Origin of the sequence: Pelagerythrobacter marensis (genome assembly GCF_036700095.1) — a bacterium.
Lineage (GTDB): Bacteria > Pseudomonadota > Alphaproteobacteria > Sphingomonadales > Sphingomonadaceae > Pelagerythrobacter > Pelagerythrobacter marensis_A.
In genome coordinates this window covers 2,323,096-2,342,012 of record NZ_CP144918.1, presented here as the reverse complement: position 1 = coordinate 2,342,012, position 18,917 = coordinate 2,323,096, and the positions used below count along the sequence as shown (strand labels likewise).

Below are 18,917 nucleotides of genomic sequence, written 5' to 3'. Positions count from 1 at the left end.
GGTTCAGTTCGCGGTCATTCGCCTCATCGTACAAGGCCCTCATTACAGCAGAGGGGCCGCTGGTGGTGGGCGCGGCGTTTCTCGACCGAACGGAGAGCCGCACATGACATTTGGACAATTCCTGAAAGGGAGCGCGCTGACCGGCCTGGCCGGTGCAATGGCGCTGACCGCCCTTCCCGCCCCGAGTTTCGCCGCCGAAGCGGCCGAGCAACCGCGTGCGCAGCGTGAGCGCGGCGAACGCCAGCAAGCACGGCAGCATCGCCGCCAGGTCCGCAGCGAGCGCGCCCAGCAGCGGCGCGAGGCGCGCGGCCAGCGCAGCGAACGCCGCCGCGAGCTGCGCCGCGATCGCACAGGGCTGCGCTCCAACACCGGCTGGAACCGCGAGAATACCCGCCCGGCACGCATTGAGACGGGCGATGCCGAGAGCCCGCGCCGGGCCGTGGCGCGGCAACGCGCCGAACAGCAGCGCGAACGCCAGCGCGCCGAACGCGCGATCGAACGTCGCCGCGAACAGGCCCGCGAACGGCGCGAAAGCCGGCGGGACTGGAACGAGAACCGGCGCGATCGCTGGCAAGATCGGCGCGACAACCGGCGTGACAGATGGGGCGATCGCAATGACGACCGCCGGGATCGGTGGGAGGATCGCCGCGACAACCGCCGCGATCGCAACCACGATCGGCGCGATCGATGGGGCGATCGCCATGAAAACCGCCGCGACAGATCGGACCGTCGGCGCGACCGGTGGGACAACCGCCGCGACAACCGCAATCATCGCGCATGGAACCGCACCTGGCGCAACAACAACCGTTACAACTGGCATCGCTATCGCGCCGCCAACCGGCATGTCTATCGCCCGGGCCGCTACTACGCGCCCTATCGCGGCTATCGCTACGACCGCCTGAGCATCGGCCTGCACATCGGCAGCGTGTTTTACAGCAACCGTTACTGGATCAACGATCCGTGGCGCTATCGCCTGCCGCCGGCATACGGCCCCTATCGCTGGGTCCGCTATTACGACGACGTCCTGCTGGTGAACACCTACAACGGCCAGGTGGTCGACGTGATCTACGACTTCTTCTGGTAAAAATGCCTTTCCCGTCGCCGGGGTCCCTCAGCCCGGCGACCCTTTGCGAACCCCCGCCAGCAGCCTGGCGGGGGTTTTCGCGTGGATGGCGCGGACAGTCAGGCCCGCGGCTGGCCGAAGGGCAGCATGCGGAACAGGTTGCCGTCGCGGTCGACCAGCGTGTGCTTGAGCGTGCCGAGAATGTGCAGCCCGGCGAGCACCAGCAGCGCGACGCCCGCGGCGGCGTGGAGGCCGAAGATCTCGCTCGCCCCTTCCGGATCCGGCGCGACCGGCAGGGCAGGCAGGGAGAAGACCCCGAACACGTCCACCCCGTTGCCGTACTTCGACATCGCATACCAGCCCGCCAGCGGCATGACGATCAGGAGGACGTAGAATAACGTGTGGGTCGTCTTCGCCAACCAGCGTTCCCATGCCGCAAGATCGCTCGCCAGCGGCGGGTTGGGCTGCACCAGGCGCCACGCCAGGCGCGCCAGCGCCAGCAGCAATATGACGACCCCGAGGGAGAAGTGATTGCCCATGATCTCGCGCCCGGCCGCCTCGGACGCGGCGTTCTCGCCCGCCACAGCCAGCCGCCACTGCGCGATCACCCCGATCGCCAGTAGCCAGTGGAGGACCATCGCCACTTTCGGGTATCGGCGTGCGGGAATATCGGTCATCGCGTCTCTCCTCCCGGATCTCGTTTCCAACGGGCGCCCCCGTTCGCCCTCTTGAAGCACATTCTGGCGCTGATAGGAAAGCGCGCAATGACCAAGACCGCAACGATTCCCGACAAGGATGCGCTCAAGCGCGTCGGCGCATCGGTCCGCAAGCGGCTCGAAGCCGATCCGCAGGCCTACAAGGTGCCGACCGAAAAGGCCGAGATCTATGCCTTCGGCGATTTCCTGAGCGCGGCCGAATGCCAGCGGCTGATCCTGATGATCGACGCCGTGGCCCAGCCCAGCACGCTGTTCGACGCCGACTATTCGACCGGCTTCCGCACGTCCTATTCGGGCAATCTCGATCCGCGCGATCGGTTCGTCGCGGGCATTTCGCGGCGGATCGACGACGCCCTGGGCCTGAAAGCCGAAACCGGCGAGGCGATTCAGGGCCAGCGCTATATGCCCGGCCAGCAGTTCAAGCCGCACAACGACTGGTTCTATACGACCGAGGATTACTGGAAGTCGGAACGCAAGCGCGGCGGCCAGCGATCGTGGACCGCCATGGCTTTTCTCAACGCGGTGGAGGCCGGCGGCGAAACGCACTTCACCGAAGTCGGCATCAAGATCCCGCCCAAGCCCGGCGTGCTGCTGACCTGGAACAACGCCCGGCCCGACGGCACGCCCAACGACGACACGCTTCACGCCGGCACCCCGGTGGAACGCGGGGTGAAATATGTCATCACCAAGTGGTATCGCACCCGCAAGTGGGGCTGACCGGCACCAGCCGGGATCGAGCAACCCTCAGGCGCGCGCCAGCGCCTCGGCAATCAGCTTGCGCGTGTCGTCGATGCCGTAAAGCGCGATGAAGCTGCCCATGCGCGGCCCCTGGCTCGACCCGAGCAGGGTTTCGTACAGGGCGCGGAACCAGTCGCGCAGGTTCTCGAACCCGAACGCCTCCTGCTTGCCGATCTCGTAAACGATCGTCTGCAGTTCCTCCGCCCCGGCATCCGGCGCCACTGTCTCCAGCGCCCGGTCGAGCGCTTCGAGCGCGGCCGCTTCGTTCGCTGCCGGCGCGCGCCGGTTCAGCGTGGGCGCGATGAAGTCGCGGCTATAGGCGAGCGCCCTGTCGACCAGCCCGTCGAGTTCGGGCAGCTTCGCCGGATCGGGATCGTCGATATAGTTGCCGAGGTAGGACCAGACCTGTTCGCGCGTCGCCCCGGCGCCAAGCACGCCCACGAGATTGAGCAGCAGGCCATAAGTCACCGGCAGACTCTCGCCCGCGCCCGGCGCCTCGGCCCCGTCGAAACCGCCGTTGGCGCGCAGCAGGTGCCAGACGGGATTGCCCAGTTGCTTGTCGAGCGGCTGCTCCGCCAGACGTTCGCGGAACTGCCAGTAATCGTCCACCGCCCGCGGGATCACCCCGACATGGAGCTGCTTGGCGCTCTTCGGATTGGGGAAGATATAGAAGCCTAAGCTCTCTTCGCTGCCGTAAGTCAGCCATTCCTCGATCGTCAGGCCGTTGCCCTTGGACTTGGAGATCTTCTCGCCATTGGCATCGAGGAACAACTCGTAGATCAGCCCTTCCGGCTTGCGTCCGCCGAGCACCTGTACGATCTTGCCCGACTGGGTGACGCTGTCGGTCAGGTCCTTGCCGCACATCTCGTAATCGACGCCGAGCGCATACCAACGCATCGCCCAGTCGACTTTCCATTGCAGCTTGGCCATTCCGCCCAGAGCGGACTGCTCGACGGTGCTGCCGTCCTCGTCCTCGAACCGCACGATCCCCGCCTCGGCATCGACCACCTCCACCGGGACCTGAAGCACCGCACCGGTGGTCGGGCTGATCGGGAGCACCGGGGAATAAGTCCTCCGCCGCTCCTCGCGCAGGGTCGGCAGCATGATATCGAGGATCGCCCGATTGTTCCGCAGCACTTGCCGCAGCGCCTCGTCGAACGCGCCGTCGTTGTACATCTGGCTGGCGGAAACGAACTCGTAGGCGAAACCGAACCGGTCGAGAAACTCGCGCAATCTGGCGTTGTTGTGATGCGCGAAACTGTCGAAGCCGGCCTCGAACGGATCGGGGATCCGGGTCAGCGGCTTGCCCAGGTGTTCGCCCAGCATCTCGCGGTTGGGCAAATTGTCCGGCACTTTGCGCAGCCCGTCCATATCGTCGCTGAAAGCGATCAGCCGCGTCTTCCCGTCTTCCGGGCGCGCGCCGATCAGCGCCTCGTAGGCGCGGCGCACGAGCGTGGTGCGCAGAACTTCCTGAAACGTGCCGATATGCGGCAGGCCCGAAGGGCCGTACCCGGTTTCGAACAGCACCGGCGCGCCGCCCGGCTTGCCGTCGGGATAGCGTTTGAGCAGCTTCTGCGCCTCCTGGAACGGCCAGGCCTTGGACACGCGGGCGGCTTCGATAAGGGTCTGCTCGGTCATCGTGCCGCCTCTTGCCCAAGCGGCACCGCGTTGCAAGCGCGAAGGCCGGACAGCGAAAAGGGGCGCTTCTCGCGAAACGCCCCTTCCCTGCGACCCTGACGGGTTATGACTTGGATCGTGCCGACCGCGTGCGCCGCCGCACCCACACGAATGCCACGAGCGCGAGGGCGATGGGAATGAGGCCGGCTAACGCCAGGGCGATAAAGCCGAGCCATTGCGCACCAGGCGCGCTGTCGTGCGATGCGACCGCCGACGCATCCGGCGAGAGCGCCGGTGCGGCACGCTCCGACGACGGCGGCGCGCTGCGCTCCGCATCCGGCGTCGCGGCGCCGGCCGGACCGGAGGTGCCTGCCCGGCCAAAGCGTTCGGCGCGCTGGCCCTCCGGAGCGAAGGACGGGCCGGAAGGGTGAGAGGCCGGGTCCGGCGTCTCCGCCGAAGGCGCGATAGCGGACGGCTGTTCGTGAGGCGTCGTTTCCGCAGGGGGGAGCTGGATCACCACCGGGTTGCTGGCACGCTGCGAAGTGTCGAGCGGCAGGGGAGCGGTTTCCGATTCGGGCGGGTCGGGTTCGACCATCGGGTCCACGGGCAGGCGCAGGATAATTCCGCGCTCGGCGCTGCTTGCGCCCGTCGCCTGCGCCTTCTGCGCCCAGGCCTGCGGCGCGGCGGCAAATGCGAAGATTGCGGCGATTGCGAAGCGAGCATAGCGGCGATGATGGTCGTTGGCAGTCATGTCTAGATCCACAACGCAGCAAGAATTTGCCGCGTTCCCCGTTCCGAAAAAACAATACTTCGATCCCCAATGTATTTCCGGCACCGGCGCTGCCGGCATCGCGATCGGAACGCCGCCTCGCGCGCCGGATCGTCTGGCGCCGGATCGGGCGGTTCGGCCTTGTTTACTTTCCGTTCCGGCTGCCGCATCGTCGGCCGATGCCTCCGCCGGTCGCCCTCCCCGCGCTTCATGCCAGCCATGCCGGGACCTGGCTGCGCGAAGCCGCGGGGCCGACGCACGGGTGTTCCAAGGGGGAGGCGATCACGGCAGCGGCGGATACGCCCGTCCTGCTGCTCAACGCGCCGCTGGTCGCGAACCGGCTGGGGTATCCCGACCTTTCCGGTCTCGACCTGCTGGAGCTGTTCGCGTTCGTTCATCCCGCGCGCTTCTGCGTCCCCACCCCCAAGGGGCTGGCGCACGCGCTCGGCCTGGCCGAACCGCAGGCGGACGACGCTATCCCGGCCCTCCTGCAGCAGGCCGCCGGGGTCCTGCTCGCCACTTGTGCCGATCCCGCGTGGCCCGAACGCGAAGGCGCCTGGTCGGCCCTGCAATCGCTGGTCAGGCTGCGCTGGCCCTGGGCGCAAGTGCTCTCCCCCCATATCGCTCGCCCGCAACGGGCCGAAAAGTGGTTGTTCTCCCGCCTGCCCGAATGGGAAGATGCGCCCGAGCGCCCCCCGCCCGGCCAGGTTCTGATCGAAGAGGCCGAGATCGAGGGGCAACTGGCCCACCTCACCGGCACCGGCGCCGAACGGCGCGAGGGCCAATACCTCTACGCGCGCGAAGCGGGCAAAGTCTTCGCGCCCCGCGCCGGACGCGGGGCGCCGCATGTCCTGCTGGCGCAAGCGGGCACCGGAATCGGCAAGACGCTGGGGTACCTCGCGCCGGCCTCGCTCTGGGCCGCGGCGGCGCGCGGTACGGTATGGGTTTCGACGTATACCAAGAACCTGCAACGCCAATTGCGTGCCGAAAGCCGCCGCGCCTGGCCCGAACGGCGCGCCGACGACACGCAGCCGGTGGTCGTCCGCAAGGGGCGGGAAAACTACCTGTGCCTGCTCAACCTGGAGGATGCACTGCAGGGCGGCTTCGGCGGAAGGGCGGCGATCCTGGCCCACCTCGTCGCGCGCTGGGCCGCCTATAGCCGCGACGGCGACATGATCGGCGGGGACCTGCCCGGCTGGCTCGGCACTTTGTTCCGCAAGCGCGGGATCGCCGCGCTTACCGACCAGCGCGGCGAATGCGTCTATGCGGGGTGTCCTCACTATCGCAAATGCTTCATCGAGCGCGCCGCGCGGGCTTCGGCCCAGGCCGATCTGGTAATCGCCAACCACGCGCTCGTGATGATCAACGCCGCGCGGGCCGGGTTCGGCCCCGGACGCGACCAGGCGCAACGCCCGACGCGGATCGTGTTCGACGAAGGGCACCATGTCTTCGATGCCGCCGACAGCACGTTCGCAGCCGCGTTGACCGGGCAGGAGACGATCGAGCTGCGGCGCTGGATCGTCGGGCCTGAACGCAAGAATCGCGGGCGCCGGCGCGGCCTCGCGGCGCGACTGGCCGATGTCGCGAGTTACGACGGGGCGGGCGGCGAGGCGATCGCAGCCGCGCTGGAGGCTGCGCAGGCGCTCCCCTCCGACGGGTGGCTCCAGCGGCTGCACGATGGCGAGCCCTACGGCCCGGTCGAGGCGCTGCTCGCCGCGGTGAGAGCCTGCGTCTACGCCCGGGACGAGAGCGGAGGGCAGGAAGCAGGCTATGGCATCGAAACGGAAGCTGCGGGCCTGCCCGGAAACGTGATCGAGGCGGCCCAGAGCGCGCAGTCTGCGCTTGCCGCGATCCGGCGGCCGCTGGCGAAGCTCGGCGCCCGGCTGGAAGCGGTCGTCGAAGACGCGCCCGACTGGCTCGACGGCCAGGGCCGCGCCCGGATCGAGGGCGCGCGCCATTCGCTCGCCTGGCGGATCGACCTGATCCAGGCGTGGGAGGCGCTGCTCGACCGGCTGGGCGGCCCGGGAGATCCCGAATTCGTCGACTGGCTCGCGGTCGATCGCAGCCCCGCCGATCACGGCGCGCGCGAGTTCGATGTCGGCATCCACCGGCGCTGGCTCGACCCGATGAAGCCCTTTGCGCAAGTCGTGCTGCAACCGGCGCACGGCGTCATGCTGACCAGCGCCACCTTGCGCGACGGGGACGACTGGGAAAGCGCGATCGCACGCTCAGGCGCGCGGCATATCGAGGTGGAGTTGCACCGCGCCCATGCCGAAAGCCCGTTCGATTACGCCTCGCGCGCCGAAGTTCTGATCGTGACCGATATCAAGCGCGGCGATCTGCCCGCGCTGGCGGGCGCCTATGCCCGGTTGATAGAGGCCGCGGGCGGCGGCGTGCTGGGCCTGTTCACCGCGGTCCGGCGGCTGCGCGCGGTTCACGGACGGATCGCCGACCGGCTGGCCCGCGCCGGGTTGCCGCTCTATGCCCAGCATGTCGACCCGATCGACACCGGCACCCTGGTCGACATCTTCCGCGACGATCCGGTCGCCAGCCTGCTCGGCACCGACGCCTTGCGCGACGGTGTCGACGTCCCGGGCCGTTCGCTGCGCTGCGTGGTCATGGAGCAGGTGCCCTGGCCCCGGCCCGACATCCTTCACCGCGCCCGGCGCGCCGCGAACGGCGGATCGGCTTACGACGACCGGATCATCCGGGCCCGGCTGGCCCAGGCCTTCGGCCGCCTGATCCGTTCGAAAGACGATCGCGGCCACTTCGTCGTTCTGTCGGCCGCCTTTCCCAGCCGGCTCCTCTCCGCCTTCCCCGCCGGCACGCCTGTCATCAGGCTGACGCTGGCGGAAGCTTTACAACGGGTGGCCACAGGTGCTTCAGGGGCCGGGGCCGACAGCCAGACAGAGGATTGCCAGCCGTCGTGAAGATCCTGGGATTGCTGCGCCATGCCAAGTCGGACTGGGACGACGTGGGCAAGCGCGATTTCGACCGCGGCCTCAACGATCGCGGGCGCAAGGGTGCGCGGCTGATCGGCCGGCACATTGCCGCGCACGGGGTGGATTGGGGGATCGTGCTGGCCAGCCCGGCCGAACGCGTGCGCCGCACGCTGGAGGCGGCGCTGCCCCGGCATGAACCGGTGTTCGATCAACGGCTCTATCTCGCAGAGGCGGAAACCATCCTCGAGGTCGTGCGCGATCATGCGGGCGATGCGGACAACGTGCTGGTGGCAGGCCACAACCCCGGCCTGCAGGAGGCGCTCTTCGCTCTGGTCCCCCCGTCCGCGGAAGACCGGCTGTTCGACAAGGCGGCCACGAAATATCCGACCGCCACTTTCGCGGTGTTCGAACTCGATATCGACGACTGGGCCGACCTGCGCCCCGATTGCGGGCGACTGGTCCATTTCGTCCGCCCGCGCGATCTCGATCCGGCCCTGGGCCCGGAAGACTAGATTCGGTTTCGGCGCGGCCGAAGCGGCACCGGGCCGCACCTGCGCGGAGTCATGCCCTGTCCTGCGCCGACAGGACAGCGGCGGCGGTGCGTCGATATTGTGTCGGTGTGCACCCCATCGCACGGCGGAATGCCGAGCTGAAGGCGCCTTCGGAGGCATAGCCGGCCGAGTAGCCGATCGCGGCGACGCTGTCTTCGGTGCGGCGAAGGCGGTCGGCGGCAAGTCGCATGCGCCATCCCGAAAGATAATCGAACGGGGTCTGGCCCACGACATCGCGGAAGCGCTCGGCAAAGCTGGTCCGCGACATGCCGGCTTCTGCTGCCAGCCCGGCCAGCGTCCAGCGTCGCGCGGGCTCGGCATGCATGGCCTGCATTGCGCGGCCCAGTCGCGGATCGGCCAGAGCGCCGAGCCAGCCCGAACGCCTTTCCCCGGCCAGCCATAGCCGCAAGACCTGGAGGAGCATGATCTGCGCCAGATGGTCGCTCATCAGAGTGCTGCCCGGCGACGTTCGTTTCAGTTCGATCGCCAGCTGGCCCAGCGACCAGCGCAGCACCGCAGCCTGATCGGTCGCATTGCGTACGTGGACGATGGGGGGAAGCTCGCCGAACAGCAGGCCGGCATGATCGCCCTCGAAAGCGAAGCGCCCGCCGATCAGAAAGAAATCGCCCCCATCGTTGCAAGTCGCGATCCCCTCTTTCGCTTGCTCGTAGATCGTCGCCGAATCGATCGTCGGTCGCGACGGGTCGGTGCCCAGCCGGAACGGCCGACCGCGGGTCAGCAGGAAGCAGTCGCCCGCGGCGATCCGCTGCGGCTCGACTTCGCCTTCCACCGACACCCAGCAGGCGCCCTGCATGACGGCGTTGAACTTGATCCCCTCATGGCCGGGAAACCGGATCGCCCATTGCCCGCCCGCATCCAGCCCGGCGCTGATGGCGGTCCGCGGCCGCAGAAGGGAAAGAACGTCGGAGAGGGGATCCAAGGTGACGGTTTCCGTATGGCCGCGAAAGATTCGCGAACCATAGCGCATGGATCGTCCGCGCGTCGAAGATCATGTTCGCCATCGCGGACCCGCCGGGTTTCGCGGAAACCAGATTTCGGAGAAAGCTCATGACGGACCATCAGCAACCGGCGGGATCGGGCTTCGGCGCCCGCTCCACCGCATCGGACGTGCTTGCCGACGTCGACCTGAGCGGTCGGCGTGCGATCGTTACCGGAGGCCATTCGGGGCTGGGGTTGGAGACCACGCGCGCGCTGACCGGGGCCGGCGCCGAAGTGATCGTCGCCGCGCGTGACAGCGCCGCGGCACGAACCGCCACTGCCGATCTCGCCAATGTGACCGTGGCGTCCCTCGATCTCGGAGATCTCGCGAGCGTTCGCCGATTTGCGGAGCGGGTGTGCGAGCGAGGCGATCGCATAGACATGCTGATCAACAATGCCGGCATCATGGCTTGCCCCGAAACCCGCCTGGGACCGGGATGGGAAGCGCACTTTGCCGTCAACCATCTCGGCCATTTCGCGCTGACCAACCTCCTATGGCCCTTGCTGGGCGACGGCGCGCGCGTGGTTTCCGTGTCGTCGGCCGGCCATCAATATTCGGCTATGCGGTGGCAGGATCTGCAGTTTCGACGCGGCTACGACAGGTGGCTGGCCTATGCCCAGTCCAAGACGGCAAATGCCCTGTTCGCCGTCCATCTCGACCGGATCGGGCGGGACCGGGGCATCCGCGCGTTCTCGATCCATCCCGGCAAGATATTCACCCCGCTTCTGCGCCATGTAAGCCGGGCCGAAATGATCGAGGCCGGCTGGATAGACAGCGAGGGGAACCCTGCCGACCCGACCTTCAAGACGCCTGCGCAGGGGGCGGCGACGCAGGTCTGGGCCGCGACGTCGCCTCTGCTCGACGGCCTTGGCGGGCTGTATTGCGAAGATTGCGACGTCGCCGAGAGAAACGAAACGGCCGAAGCAACGCTGGAAGGCGTCAAAGGCTATGCGATCGACGCGAATGCCGCCTCGCGCCTGTGGGACCTCTCGGCAGCGATGACAGGCATCGGAGCGTCCCAGGGTCGTTTTCAGCAGGGCTGAAGCGGCATCGGCCATCCGGCTCCACGAGCATCCACGTTCCGTCATCCTTGAGGAGGCCGCTCACGTGCTCCGCACAGCTGCGGGGGCCCCATGTCGTGGAGGCAGTCGAACATTGTGATCAGGTCGAACCCGGCCTCGCCAATCTCCTTGGCCGATGCTGTTTCGAAGCGAACCCGGTCGCTCAGCCGCCGTCGAAGTTGAAGAAGAGCGGGTTCGAAAGCGCCACCGTCTGCCCCGCGACGCTCTTCTGGTAGGGCACGGAGGGATGGTCCGGAACGGGGCCGAGCACCTCGACGCGATAATAGGATCGCTTGCCCGGCTCCGTCGTGTCGGCGAAGGTCAGCGACCGGGCTCCGACGAGCTCCAGCGTCCTGAACGGATGGCCGTTCTTGACGATGGCGATCGAATAGGCGGCGTCGGCGAGGTCGCCGCCGGCGAGGCGGACGGTGAACGATATTTCCTGGCCCGTCGCCGCCCGGTTGTCGCCCATCAGCATGTCGATTGCCCCATCGCCATCGGTATCGGCAGCCAGTTCGACGCGCGGAGCGTAAGGGTTGGCGCTGATCGAGACCCGCCCGCGGTCGATCGCGCGGAGCACCGACGCACAATCGCGAGCCTGTGCGAGCACCCAGGTCGTCGGGGTGCCGAGGTTGGTGGTCAGCGCCTCGAGCGCGCGCGGGGTGCTGCGATCGCCATTCGCGCGGATCCCGTGATGGCTGTCGCTTCCGCCGATGCCGGTGACCATCCTGCCCGACTTGAGCAGATCGTCCCACAGCATGAGCGCGGCCTGCTTGTCCTCAAAAAAGGCTGAATTCCAGACCTCGACCGAGGCGACCATGTCGTAGGAGAAGCTGAACGCATCCTTGCCGGCGGGATGATTGGCCGACAGCTGTACGCCCATGTCCCTGGCCGCCGCCTGTATCTGGATATCGAGAGCGTCGCGCAGGTCGTAGAGCCGCTGATGATCGTAGGGCGCACAGCTCATCGTATTGATGTGCCCGCGTTCGGCCGTGAGTTCGGCGCCATAGAGCATCACGATCTCGTCGGAGGCGAATTCGGGATCCACCCAGGTGTGCTGCGCGGTCGCTCCGCCGACATGGTTGTCGTGATCGGAAATCAGCAGGAAATCGAGGCCGTGGCGCGCGGCGAATTCCTGCATTGCCCGGATCGGGTGGTTCGAGGAATCCTCGCTGTGGCGCGAATGCGAATGCAGATCCCCCGCCAGCCATTCGCCCTCGCCTTGCGCAAGTCGTCCTGCCTCGAACGACGCAGGCTGCGCGACGGCCGGGCCGATCAGGGCCGCGAGGAGAAAACATCCAAATCGCATTGCACGTAGCTCCTGTCGCGGCCGGCGACGCGCGAAAGAGCGCCGCCAGCCGCATTTTCACGATGTCAGAACCGGGCGCGCACGCCGAAGTTGAAGGTGCGGCCGAAGGTATGGATCTGGGCGACCTCCTTCTCGCTCCCCTGGAACGAGACCTGCCGGTCGTTCAGGATGTTCACCGCCTGCAGATAGAGTTCGACATTGTCGGTGAATTCGAACTGCGCGCCGAGATCGACGACGCCGAAACCCTTCTGGAAGAAAGGCGACGTGTCCTCTTCGGTCGGGCGCGAGGTGACCGTGGCTCCAGTGTCGGTGAGATAGTCGCCGCGGTAGGTGTAGCTCACATTGAGTTCGAACGGGCCCTTCTGAAAGAACGGCGTGATCGAGAAGCTGGTATCGGAAACACCCTGCACGCGCGCCGAAACGAAGCCCTGCCCCTCCTTGTCGAGTTCCAGATTGGTGCTGGCGAAGGTGGCGGTGGCCGTCACCCCGAAGCCCGAATCGAGCTTGCCGGTGAAGCCGAATTCCAGCCCCGTAATGGTGGCATCGCCCACGTTGACGGGGGTCGAGACCAGCACGTCGACCGGCAGGGTCGATCCGTCCTGGACCGCGAACGGAAGCGTGCGCAGTTCGACGTCGCTCGCGATGTAGTCTGAAACGCTCTTGTGGAAGGCCGCGACGGTGAAGGCACCGAACTCGTTGAAATACCATTCGAGCGAAGCGTCGGCATTCCACGAGGTGTAAGGCTTCAGGTCGGGATTGCCCGCGCTTGCCGTCAGTTCGAGCGTCGGATCGTCGAGCGCGGCCGCGCCGTTGATGAAGATCTCGGACACGGTCGAGCTGTTGGTGTTGATCGAGTTGCGCAGCTCCGAAAGCGAAGGACGCGTCATCGTCCTGGATACCGCGAGCCTCAGCAGCACGTCCCGGCTCAGCTCGAAATTGGCGTTGAAGCTCGGCAGCCATTTCGAATAGGACGATTCGAACCGGGCGGGCGAGGTTTCGGTCGTCACATTGTCTTGATCGTCGGTGACCGCGACCACCTGCGTGCCGTCGACGGTCGTGTCGGTGGCGACGTACCGTACGCCGATATTTCCGTAGACCGGCACATCGCCGAACACGCTTTCGAAATCGAACCTGCCATAGGCTGCCCAGATCTCTTCGCCGATCCGGTAGGAATTGCGCAAGTCGCTGGCAGTCGGTTCGAGGTCGTAGGCGCTCGGCGCGGCTCCGTCGAATTCCCCATCGACGAAAAAGGCCTCGCCGAAGCGGCCGATATCCGCGCTCGTCCAGCGCTGGAACCGGTCGATCGACTGATCGAACGCATTGCCCGGGACAAGCGTGCCGAGGAATTCCGGATCGTCGGGCGAGAAGCCGGGCCGCAGGCTGTCGCGCAGGTCGCGGTCGCGGCGCTGATAGTCGCGCGAACGATCCGAATATTGCCCGCCGAAGCGGAGTTCGGTCAGAAACAGCCCGCCAAGATCGGCGTCGAGCCGGCGAGAAATGTCGAGAATTGCGGTCGTATCGTCGTCGCGCGAATTGATCGGCCGGATGCGGAAACGATAATACGGGACTGCGGCGGGATCGGTCAGATCGAGATCGGTGACGAGCGCGGGAATACGGGCCTTGTTCGCGATATCGCCGCTGACGTCGAAGGTCAGGTTGCCGCCTGCGCCCCTCGCGGTGCGATATTCGACGCGCGAGATCGGCGTATCGAGGTCGCTGCGCGCTTCGGCGTAGCTCACCCGCGGGGTGATGGTCCAATCCCCGAGCGCCCACTCGACCGATCCGTTGAGCTGGAAGTTCTCGTGAGACTGGTCCATGAACTCGGTGTAATTGCGGATGCGCGCACCGTTGATGGTGCCCGCGACCAGTCGGCCCTCCTCGACCACTGCGGTCGAAAGATCGAGCCGCTCCAGCTCGCTCGGGATGTAATAGGTCAGGCGCCGTTCGGTGACCGCATTGTTGAATACCGAATAGAGGCCGCCCAGGCTTAGGGTGACGTCCGGGCCCGGCTGCCACTCGAGGCCCGCTACCGCGCTGATGCGCTGCCGCTCCTCCTGTTCCAGATAGGGCTGGATATCGCCCGGGCTGCGGACCGTGCCCAGGCCGTCGATCTCGGCGTCCGTCCAGCCATAGCGCAGCCGCTCGAACTGCACTTCGCGCTCGGAATAGGAAACGCCTGCAAACGCCCCAAACGTGCGATCCTGGTTGCGCCAGGCGGCCGAAAGCGATCCTTCGGGCGCAAAGGCATCCGCGCGCTCTACGTAATTGCCTGCCACATTGATGCCGACGAAAGAGTCGCGCTCGAGCGGCTGGATGTAGCGGATGTCGGCGTTGGAACCGATGCCGCCTTCGACCATGTCAGCCGTAGGTGCCTTGGTCACGACGATCCCGTCGATGAGGTCGGCGGGCAGCACACGCAGGCGGAACTGGCGCCCGGACTGGCCCGAATTGCGGATATTCTCGTTGTAGGCCAGCGGCATGCCGTTGAGCGTCACCACCTGGAAGTTCGGACCGAGACCGCGTACGCTGATGAACTGGCCCTCGCCCGCCTCGCGCACGATCGTGACGCCGGGGACGCGCTGCAGAGCCTCCGCGACATTGGCTGCGGGCAGCTTGCCGATATCCGCCGCGACGACCGCGTCGGAGATGGTTGCCGCCCGGCGCTTGGTGTCGAGCGAACGCTCGAGGCTCCCGGCGAAGGAGCCGGTCACGACAATGCCGACCTCATAAGCTAGGCGCAGTTCCGGGTTGCTCCCTGCAGAAACGGTCACGGTCTGCGGCTCGGTGCGCTTCCCTTCGGGTCCGCGGGCGGTGACCTCGTAGGTGCGTCCTGCGACCAGCGCGGTTTCCGAAAAGCGCCCCTGGCTGTCCGAAAGAGCGACCTGGCTCGCATTGGTTTGGGTATCGCGCAGAGTGATGGTTGCACCGCGAACGGCAAGGCCGTCCTCGTCCACGACGACGCCCTCCAGGCTTGCCGCAGCGGTTTCCTGCGCCATCAGCGGCGCGGCTGGAAGCGCCCCGACAAACGCCGTGCCCACCAGAAAAGCTGCCATTCTGCCTGTAACTCGCATGCCGTAAATTCCCCTTAGTGGTTCGATCCAACCGACTTGACGCAAGCCGCAGGGCAATTCCGGCGTGACCACGAAAAAAAAGGATACGGGGGCCCTTCTCCACGAAGAGCGAGACACCGCTGCTACCGGCACGCCGTGGCGCGACGAGGTCACTTTCGAGGCTAATAGCTTGCTTTTGCGGCGTTATCTGTCGAAGCGGCTCAAGAATGACCACGAATGCGACGACTACATCCAGGAAGTATGGGCCCGGGTGCTGGCGCTCGATGCGGAAAAACGATCCCAAATTCGCGATTGGCGCGGATTTCTGACGCGGGTTGCGTCAAACATTCTGATCGATAGCTTTCGGCGCAAAAATGCCCGCAATTCGGATCGGCATGTTGGATTGGATGACCATTTGTACCTGATTGACGACAACGCGTTCGATCCGGAAAGGATCGCGCTCTCCCGGGCGCGCGTGGCCGATGTGGAAGGTTCGCTCGCGCGGCTGGACACAAGAGAGAGCGAGGCGCTCGTGCAGGCGCGCGTACACGGCCTGTCACACGCGGACATCGGAAAGAAGCTCGGCCTCACCTCGAAACAGGTGAGCCACCTGATAGAACGGGCGCTGGTCAAGATTTCGCGAGATCTGGCCCGATCGGACGACCCGTCGTGGTGATCATGCCGGAACAGGGCAGATGCCGCCCATGCTGAGACCCGCGACAGCACCGGAAATGGGGCCCGAAGACCGGCAGATCGTGAACGAAGCCGCGCGCTGGGTGAACCGCATCCAGACGGGCGAACTGACGCCGGCGCGCAAGCGTGAACTCGACGACTGGCTGCGAATGGACGTGCGGCACGTTGCCGCGCTGGATCTCGCCCTCGAGGCCTGGGACCGCGCGCCCGAATATGCGGTGCCCAACCAGCGGGTCCAGCCTCGGTTCGCGGATCTCATCGGTAACGTTTTTCGACCGCTGACGCTCGGCGGGTTCGGCGCAGCGGCCGCAGTTGCGGCTGCAATTGCCGCCCTGGTCGTGGTTCTGCCGCCCGATCGCCCGGCTTACTTGGAATATGTAGCCACTGGCGAAGCCGAACAGATCGCCATGAAGGACGGCTCGCAGATCGCCCTCGCTCCGAACTCGCGAATATTCGTCCTGTCGGAGGACGATGCCCGTTCGGTGCGCCTTATGAAGGGTACGGCGGCGTTCGATGTGCGCACGAACGGGACCCGGTTTTCCGTCGAAGCGGGGGAAGTGACCGTGGTGGTCACGGGCACGCGGTTCGAAGTCGCACACGACCGGGAACGCACCCGCGTGAAACTGAACGAAGGATCGGTCCGCCTTACGGGAGAAGGCTTTCGAGACCTCGAGCTGACATCGGGCGATACGGCGGTCTATGACCCGGCCAAGTCGAAACTGACCCTGACGAAAGCGGACCTGGGCGGGTCGCCAATGCCGCGGAGGCAGTATGGTGCCCAAGCGCCGTCGGCCGACCGTGCCGAAGGTAGGCGCGACCGCTCCCGAACCGCACCGCCGAGGCTCGAATTCGACAGCGCAAGGCTGGACCGCGTGGTTGCGGAAGTGGAAACGCTCACCGGCAGGAACTTCACGCTCGATAGCCCGGACATGGCGAGTATCGCGGTTTCCGGAACTTTCAGCCGGGACAATGCGGTCGCGACGCTGCGAGGCGAGCTTAATCGCAAGGGCCTGGCGCTCAAGGATGCCGGAGGCCGATACGTGATCGTTTGGGACAAGGCACGGCCCGCTGCGGAGCCAGCTCCGACGCCCGCGGATCGCTGATCGCCGACGACACGGCGAACGAGGATGAAGCCGCGGATCTTTCGGAGTGCCCGGCTGAATGGAAGCCAGCCGATCGAACGACAGAGACGATGAGGGCTGCAAAGCCAAGCGGAACAGCGGCCTGAACCACTATAATTCGGCGGGGCGGGCGTCCCTAGAATCCCATGCGAAGCGACACCCGCACCGTCCGGGGCTGGCCGGGAAAGATCCACAAAGGGCTGTAGGAGCTGTGGGCATACCGCTCGTCGAGAAGATTGTCGGCTTCCGCACGGACGCTCAGCCGGGGCGAGAAAGCGTAAGTCACCGCAGCCTTGACCTTGGCATAGGCAGGCAGGACGAGCCCGCTTGCGTCGATCGCGCCCGGGCGCGCGCCGACGTAGTTCAAGCCGGCGCTGACCGTAAGGCCCCGCCCCGCCTCGTTCACGAACTCGCCGACGGCGAACAAGGTGCCGGCATGTTCGGGCACGTTGAGCACGCTGTCGGTGGCAAAGCTGCTGTCGTCGGCGCGCGCGTGGGTCCAGGCGTAATTGCCGACGATCTGCCAGTGCGGTCCGAGCTTCGCCGACAGGTCCACTTCGATCCCATGGCTGTCGAGACTGCCCACAGGTGCCAGATAGTTCGGATCGACGGGATCGTTGGTAAGGATGCCCTGCTTGCGGATGTCGAACCAGGTGAGCGCGAGATCGATTCCTGGCCAGCTTGCGGTGCCGCCCAGCTCCCATCCCTCGGCGCGTTCGGGGCCGAAGCCCTGCCCGTCACGGTCGGTGCCCGAATTGAGCAGGAAGCTTTCGCCCCAGTTCGCGTGCAGCGCGACGACGTCGCTGAGCCGATAGCGCCCGCCGATGCGGAAATTGACGGGCTCGTCGATCGCGCGGCCGGTTTCGCCCGTGCGGTTGTTGACGATGCGCTGGCGATAGGCGTCCAGTCGCACGCCGCCCACCAGCGTCAGGCGGTCGCTCACCTCCCACATGTCTTCGGCATAAATGGTCCCCGACCAGCGGTTCTCGTCATTGTTGGTAAAAGGCAGAAGCTCGGGCGGGGATGCCCCGTAGACAGGGGCGAACACGTCGATCGCATAAGGGTTCTCGGCGCTCGGATTGCGGCGCATCCAGCGTTCGGCGTAGTCGAGTATGTAGCCCTTGGCCCCCACGCTCAGGCGGTGGCTGCCGATCCGGGCCGACAGCTCGAGCCGCGCCGACAGATCCTCCACCAGGAAGTCGCGCGAGCGCCGCTGTCGCCAGAGCGTCCGCCCGTCCACCAGCCGCGACTGATCGGATGAGAAGCCGCGAAGCGATCCGGTGCGCCATGCTATCCCGCCGTTAAGGCGCCATATGCCATCCAGCTCCGCGAAGCCGGTCAACTGGTGCCTCTCGTTGCGAAAGTGCGTTAGCCCGTCGCCCGGCTCGCCGTAGAAGTTCTCCCGCGGCAGGGCATTGGCATCGCCGTCTATGGCCGGCATGCCGCGGTCGAACATCGTGTCGAAGTGCGTGATCTCTCCGACATAGGTGATGCGAACGCTGTCGCTCGGCCGCCAGGTGAGCGAGGGTGCCACCACGCGCCGCTCGAGAGGGACATGGTCTCGCCACCCGTCGCTATCCTCGGCGGCGACCACGAGCCGCGCGGCCAGCGTCGAGGTCACGCGACCGGTCACGTCCACCTCCGCGCGGCGGGTGTCGAACGATCCGTAGGTGAGGATGGCGTGGGCCGCGGGCTCGAAACTCGGGGTCTTGCTGACGATGTTGACCCGGCCCGCCGGATCGATGTCGCCGAACAGCGCGCCGGCGGGGCCTTTGAGGAGCTCGATCCGCTCGGTCGTCGCCGGATCGCGCGGCGGGGCCATTCCGCGGTTCGCGAGGAACCCGTCCACATAGTACTCGGCGCCGCCATCGGGTGAGCCGAGGAAGCCGCGGATCGCGAAATTGTCCATCACGCCGCCGCGATTGTTCTGGTTGCTGACGCCACTCACCAGTTCCAGCGCCTCGGACAGCCGGTAGACCCCCGCTTCGGTCAGGAGGTCGCGCTCGATCGCGCGGCTCGATTGCGACATGGTCTCGGTCACGGTCCCCGACGACAGAGTCGGATCGGCTTGCGCCTGGCGGGTGCCGAGCACCACGATCACGCCCTCTTCGGAGGGCGAAGCGTCGGCCTCGCCGGTCTGGGCGGATGCGGCGTTGGCGCACAGCAGGACCGGCGGCAGAAGCGCCGCTGCGACGGATCGATGCAACAAGGGAATGCCTCAAAGGTTATGATGTATCATTTCGCACTGATCAAAGAGAGCCGCGTTGTCAACAGGCTGCCGTCCTCG

General features: G+C 66.5%; 14 protein-coding genes. 7 read left to right on the top strand and 7 right to left on the bottom strand.

Features of this window, described 5'->3' with window-relative positions; genetic code table 11:
• The first annotated feature begins 103 nt into the window (after positions 1–103).
• Positions 104–1,084, top strand: a complete 981-nt coding sequence (locus V5F89_RS11050; RefSeq protein ID WP_338445698.1) for an RcnB family protein — start codon at positions 104–106, stop codon at positions 1,082–1,084.
• Between the two features lie 98 nt (positions 1,085–1,182).
• Here V5F89_RS11050 and V5F89_RS11045 read toward each other — a convergent pair whose 3' ends face one another.
• Positions 1,183–1,740 (bottom strand): cytochrome b, encoded by a 558-nt coding sequence (locus tag V5F89_RS11045; RefSeq protein WP_338445697.1) that lies wholly within the window; start codon positions 1,738–1,740, stop codon positions 1,183–1,185.
• Between the two features lie 87 nt (positions 1,741–1,827).
• Between V5F89_RS11045 and V5F89_RS11040 the strand changes: the two genes are divergently transcribed.
• Positions 1,828–2,496, top strand: a complete 669-nt coding sequence (locus V5F89_RS11040) for a 2OG-Fe(II) oxygenase (protein WP_338445696.1) — start codon at positions 1,828–1,830, stop codon at positions 2,494–2,496.
• Positions 2,497–2,523: 27 nt separating this feature from the next.
• Here the strand turns inward: V5F89_RS11040 and V5F89_RS11035 are convergent, their stop codons facing one another.
• Both V5F89_RS11035 and V5F89_RS11030 read right to left on the bottom strand, forming a co-directional pair.
• Positions 2,524–4,155, bottom strand: coding sequence for a lysine--tRNA ligase (locus V5F89_RS11035; RefSeq protein ID WP_338445695.1), 1,632 nt, complete (start codon positions 4,153–4,155; stop codon positions 2,524–2,526).
• Between the two features lie 103 nt (positions 4,156–4,258).
• The gene (locus V5F89_RS11030) at positions 4,259–4,885 is read right to left on the bottom strand and encodes a hypothetical protein (protein ID WP_338445694.1); all 627 of its coding nucleotides are present in this window, start codon (positions 4,883–4,885) and stop codon (positions 4,259–4,261) included.
• A gap of 197 nt (positions 4,886–5,082) precedes the next feature.
• Here V5F89_RS11030 and V5F89_RS11025 point away from each other — a divergent pair, with 197 nt between their 5' ends.
• Entirely contained in the window at positions 5,083–7,833 is a 2,751-nt protein-coding gene (locus V5F89_RS11025; RefSeq protein WP_338445693.1) for an ATP-dependent DNA helicase, read from the top strand.
• Positions 7,830–8,357 carry a SixA phosphatase family protein gene (locus V5F89_RS11020; protein WP_338445692.1) on the top strand — a complete coding sequence of 176 codons (528 nt, stop codon included), beginning with the start codon at positions 7,830–7,832 and terminating at the stop codon, positions 8,355–8,357. Before V5F89_RS11025 ends, V5F89_RS11020 begins: the two co-directional genes overlap by 4 nt.
• A 49-nt stretch (positions 8,358–8,406) precedes the next feature.
• On the opposite strand, the gene V5F89_RS11015 is transcribed toward V5F89_RS11020, so the two are convergent.
• Positions 8,407–9,336, bottom strand: coding sequence for an AraC family transcriptional regulator (locus tag V5F89_RS11015; protein ID WP_338445691.1), 930 nt, complete (start codon positions 9,334–9,336; stop codon positions 8,407–8,409).
• Between the two features lie 128 nt (positions 9,337–9,464).
• Between V5F89_RS11015 and V5F89_RS11010 the strand changes: the two genes are divergently transcribed.
• Positions 9,465–10,439 carry an SDR family NAD(P)-dependent oxidoreductase gene (locus V5F89_RS11010; protein WP_338445690.1) on the top strand — a complete coding sequence of 325 codons (975 nt, stop codon included), beginning with the start codon at positions 9,465–9,467 and terminating at the stop codon, positions 10,437–10,439.
• A gap of 181 nt (positions 10,440–10,620) precedes the next feature.
• On the opposite strand, the gene V5F89_RS11005 is transcribed toward V5F89_RS11010, so the two are convergent.
• Together V5F89_RS11005 and V5F89_RS11000 are read right to left on the bottom strand one after the other, a co-directional pair.
• On the bottom strand, positions 10,621–11,766 hold the full coding sequence (locus V5F89_RS11005; protein ID WP_338445689.1) for a CehA/McbA family metallohydrolase: 1,146 nt from the start codon (positions 11,764–11,766) through the stop codon (positions 10,621–10,623).
• Between the two features lie 65 nt (positions 11,767–11,831).
• Positions 11,832–14,819, bottom strand: coding sequence for a TonB-dependent receptor (locus V5F89_RS11000; RefSeq protein WP_338445688.1), 2,988 nt, complete (start codon positions 14,817–14,819; stop codon positions 11,832–11,834).
• 82 nt (positions 14,820–14,901) lie between these two features.
• On the opposite strand from V5F89_RS11000, the gene V5F89_RS10995 reads away from it, so the two are divergent.
• Together V5F89_RS10995 and V5F89_RS10990 are read left to right on the top strand one after the other, a co-directional pair.
• A complete protein-coding gene (locus tag V5F89_RS10995; protein ID WP_338445687.1) occupies positions 14,902–15,492 on the top strand; it encodes an RNA polymerase sigma factor in 591 nt (196 codons plus the stop codon).
• Positions 15,493–15,520: 28 nt separating this feature from the next.
• The gene (locus V5F89_RS10990; protein ID WP_338445686.1) at positions 15,521–16,612 is read left to right on the top strand and encodes a FecR family protein; all 1,092 of its coding nucleotides are present in this window, start codon (positions 15,521–15,523) and stop codon (positions 16,610–16,612) included.
• A 154-nt stretch (positions 16,613–16,766) separates the two neighbouring features.
• Here the strand turns inward: V5F89_RS10990 and V5F89_RS10985 are convergent, their stop codons facing one another.
• Positions 16,767–18,836 (bottom strand): TonB-dependent siderophore receptor, encoded by a 2,070-nt coding sequence (locus V5F89_RS10985; RefSeq protein ID WP_338445685.1) that lies wholly within the window; start codon positions 18,834–18,836, stop codon positions 16,767–16,769.
• Between the last annotated feature and the right edge of the window lie 81 nt (positions 18,837–18,917).

Coding starts and splice junctions, on each gene's coding strand:
- V5F89_RS11050 (WP_338445698.1), top strand. CDS start 104: ATGACATTTGGACAATTCCTGAAAGGGAGCGCGCTGACCGGCCTGGCC.
- V5F89_RS11045 (WP_338445697.1), bottom strand. CDS start 1,740: ATGACCGATATTCCCGCACGCCGATACCCGAAAGTGGCGATGGTCCTC.
- V5F89_RS11040 (WP_338445696.1), top strand. CDS start 1,828: ATGACCAAGACCGCAACGATTCCCGACAAGGATGCGCTCAAGCGCGTC.
- V5F89_RS11035 (WP_338445695.1), bottom strand. CDS start 4,155: ATGACCGAGCAGACCCTTATCGAAGCCGCCCGCGTGTCCAAGGCCTGG.
- V5F89_RS11030 (WP_338445694.1), bottom strand. CDS start 4,885: ATGACTGCCAACGACCATCATCGCCGCTATGCTCGCTTCGCAATCGCC.
- V5F89_RS11025 (WP_338445693.1), top strand. CDS start 5,083: ATGCCTCCGCCGGTCGCCCTCCCCGCGCTTCATGCCAGCCATGCCGGG.
- V5F89_RS11010 (WP_338445690.1), top strand. CDS start 9,465: ATGACGGACCATCAGCAACCGGCGGGATCGGGCTTCGGCGCCCGCTCC.
- V5F89_RS11005 (WP_338445689.1), bottom strand. CDS start 11,766: ATGCGATTTGGATGTTTTCTCCTCGCGGCCCTGATCGGCCCGGCCGTC.
- V5F89_RS11000 (WP_338445688.1), bottom strand. CDS start 14,819: ATGGCAGCTTTTCTGGTGGGCACGGCGTTTGTCGGGGCGCTTCCAGCC.
- V5F89_RS10990 (WP_338445686.1), top strand. CDS start 15,521: ATGCTGAGACCCGCGACAGCACCGGAAATGGGGCCCGAAGACCGGCAG.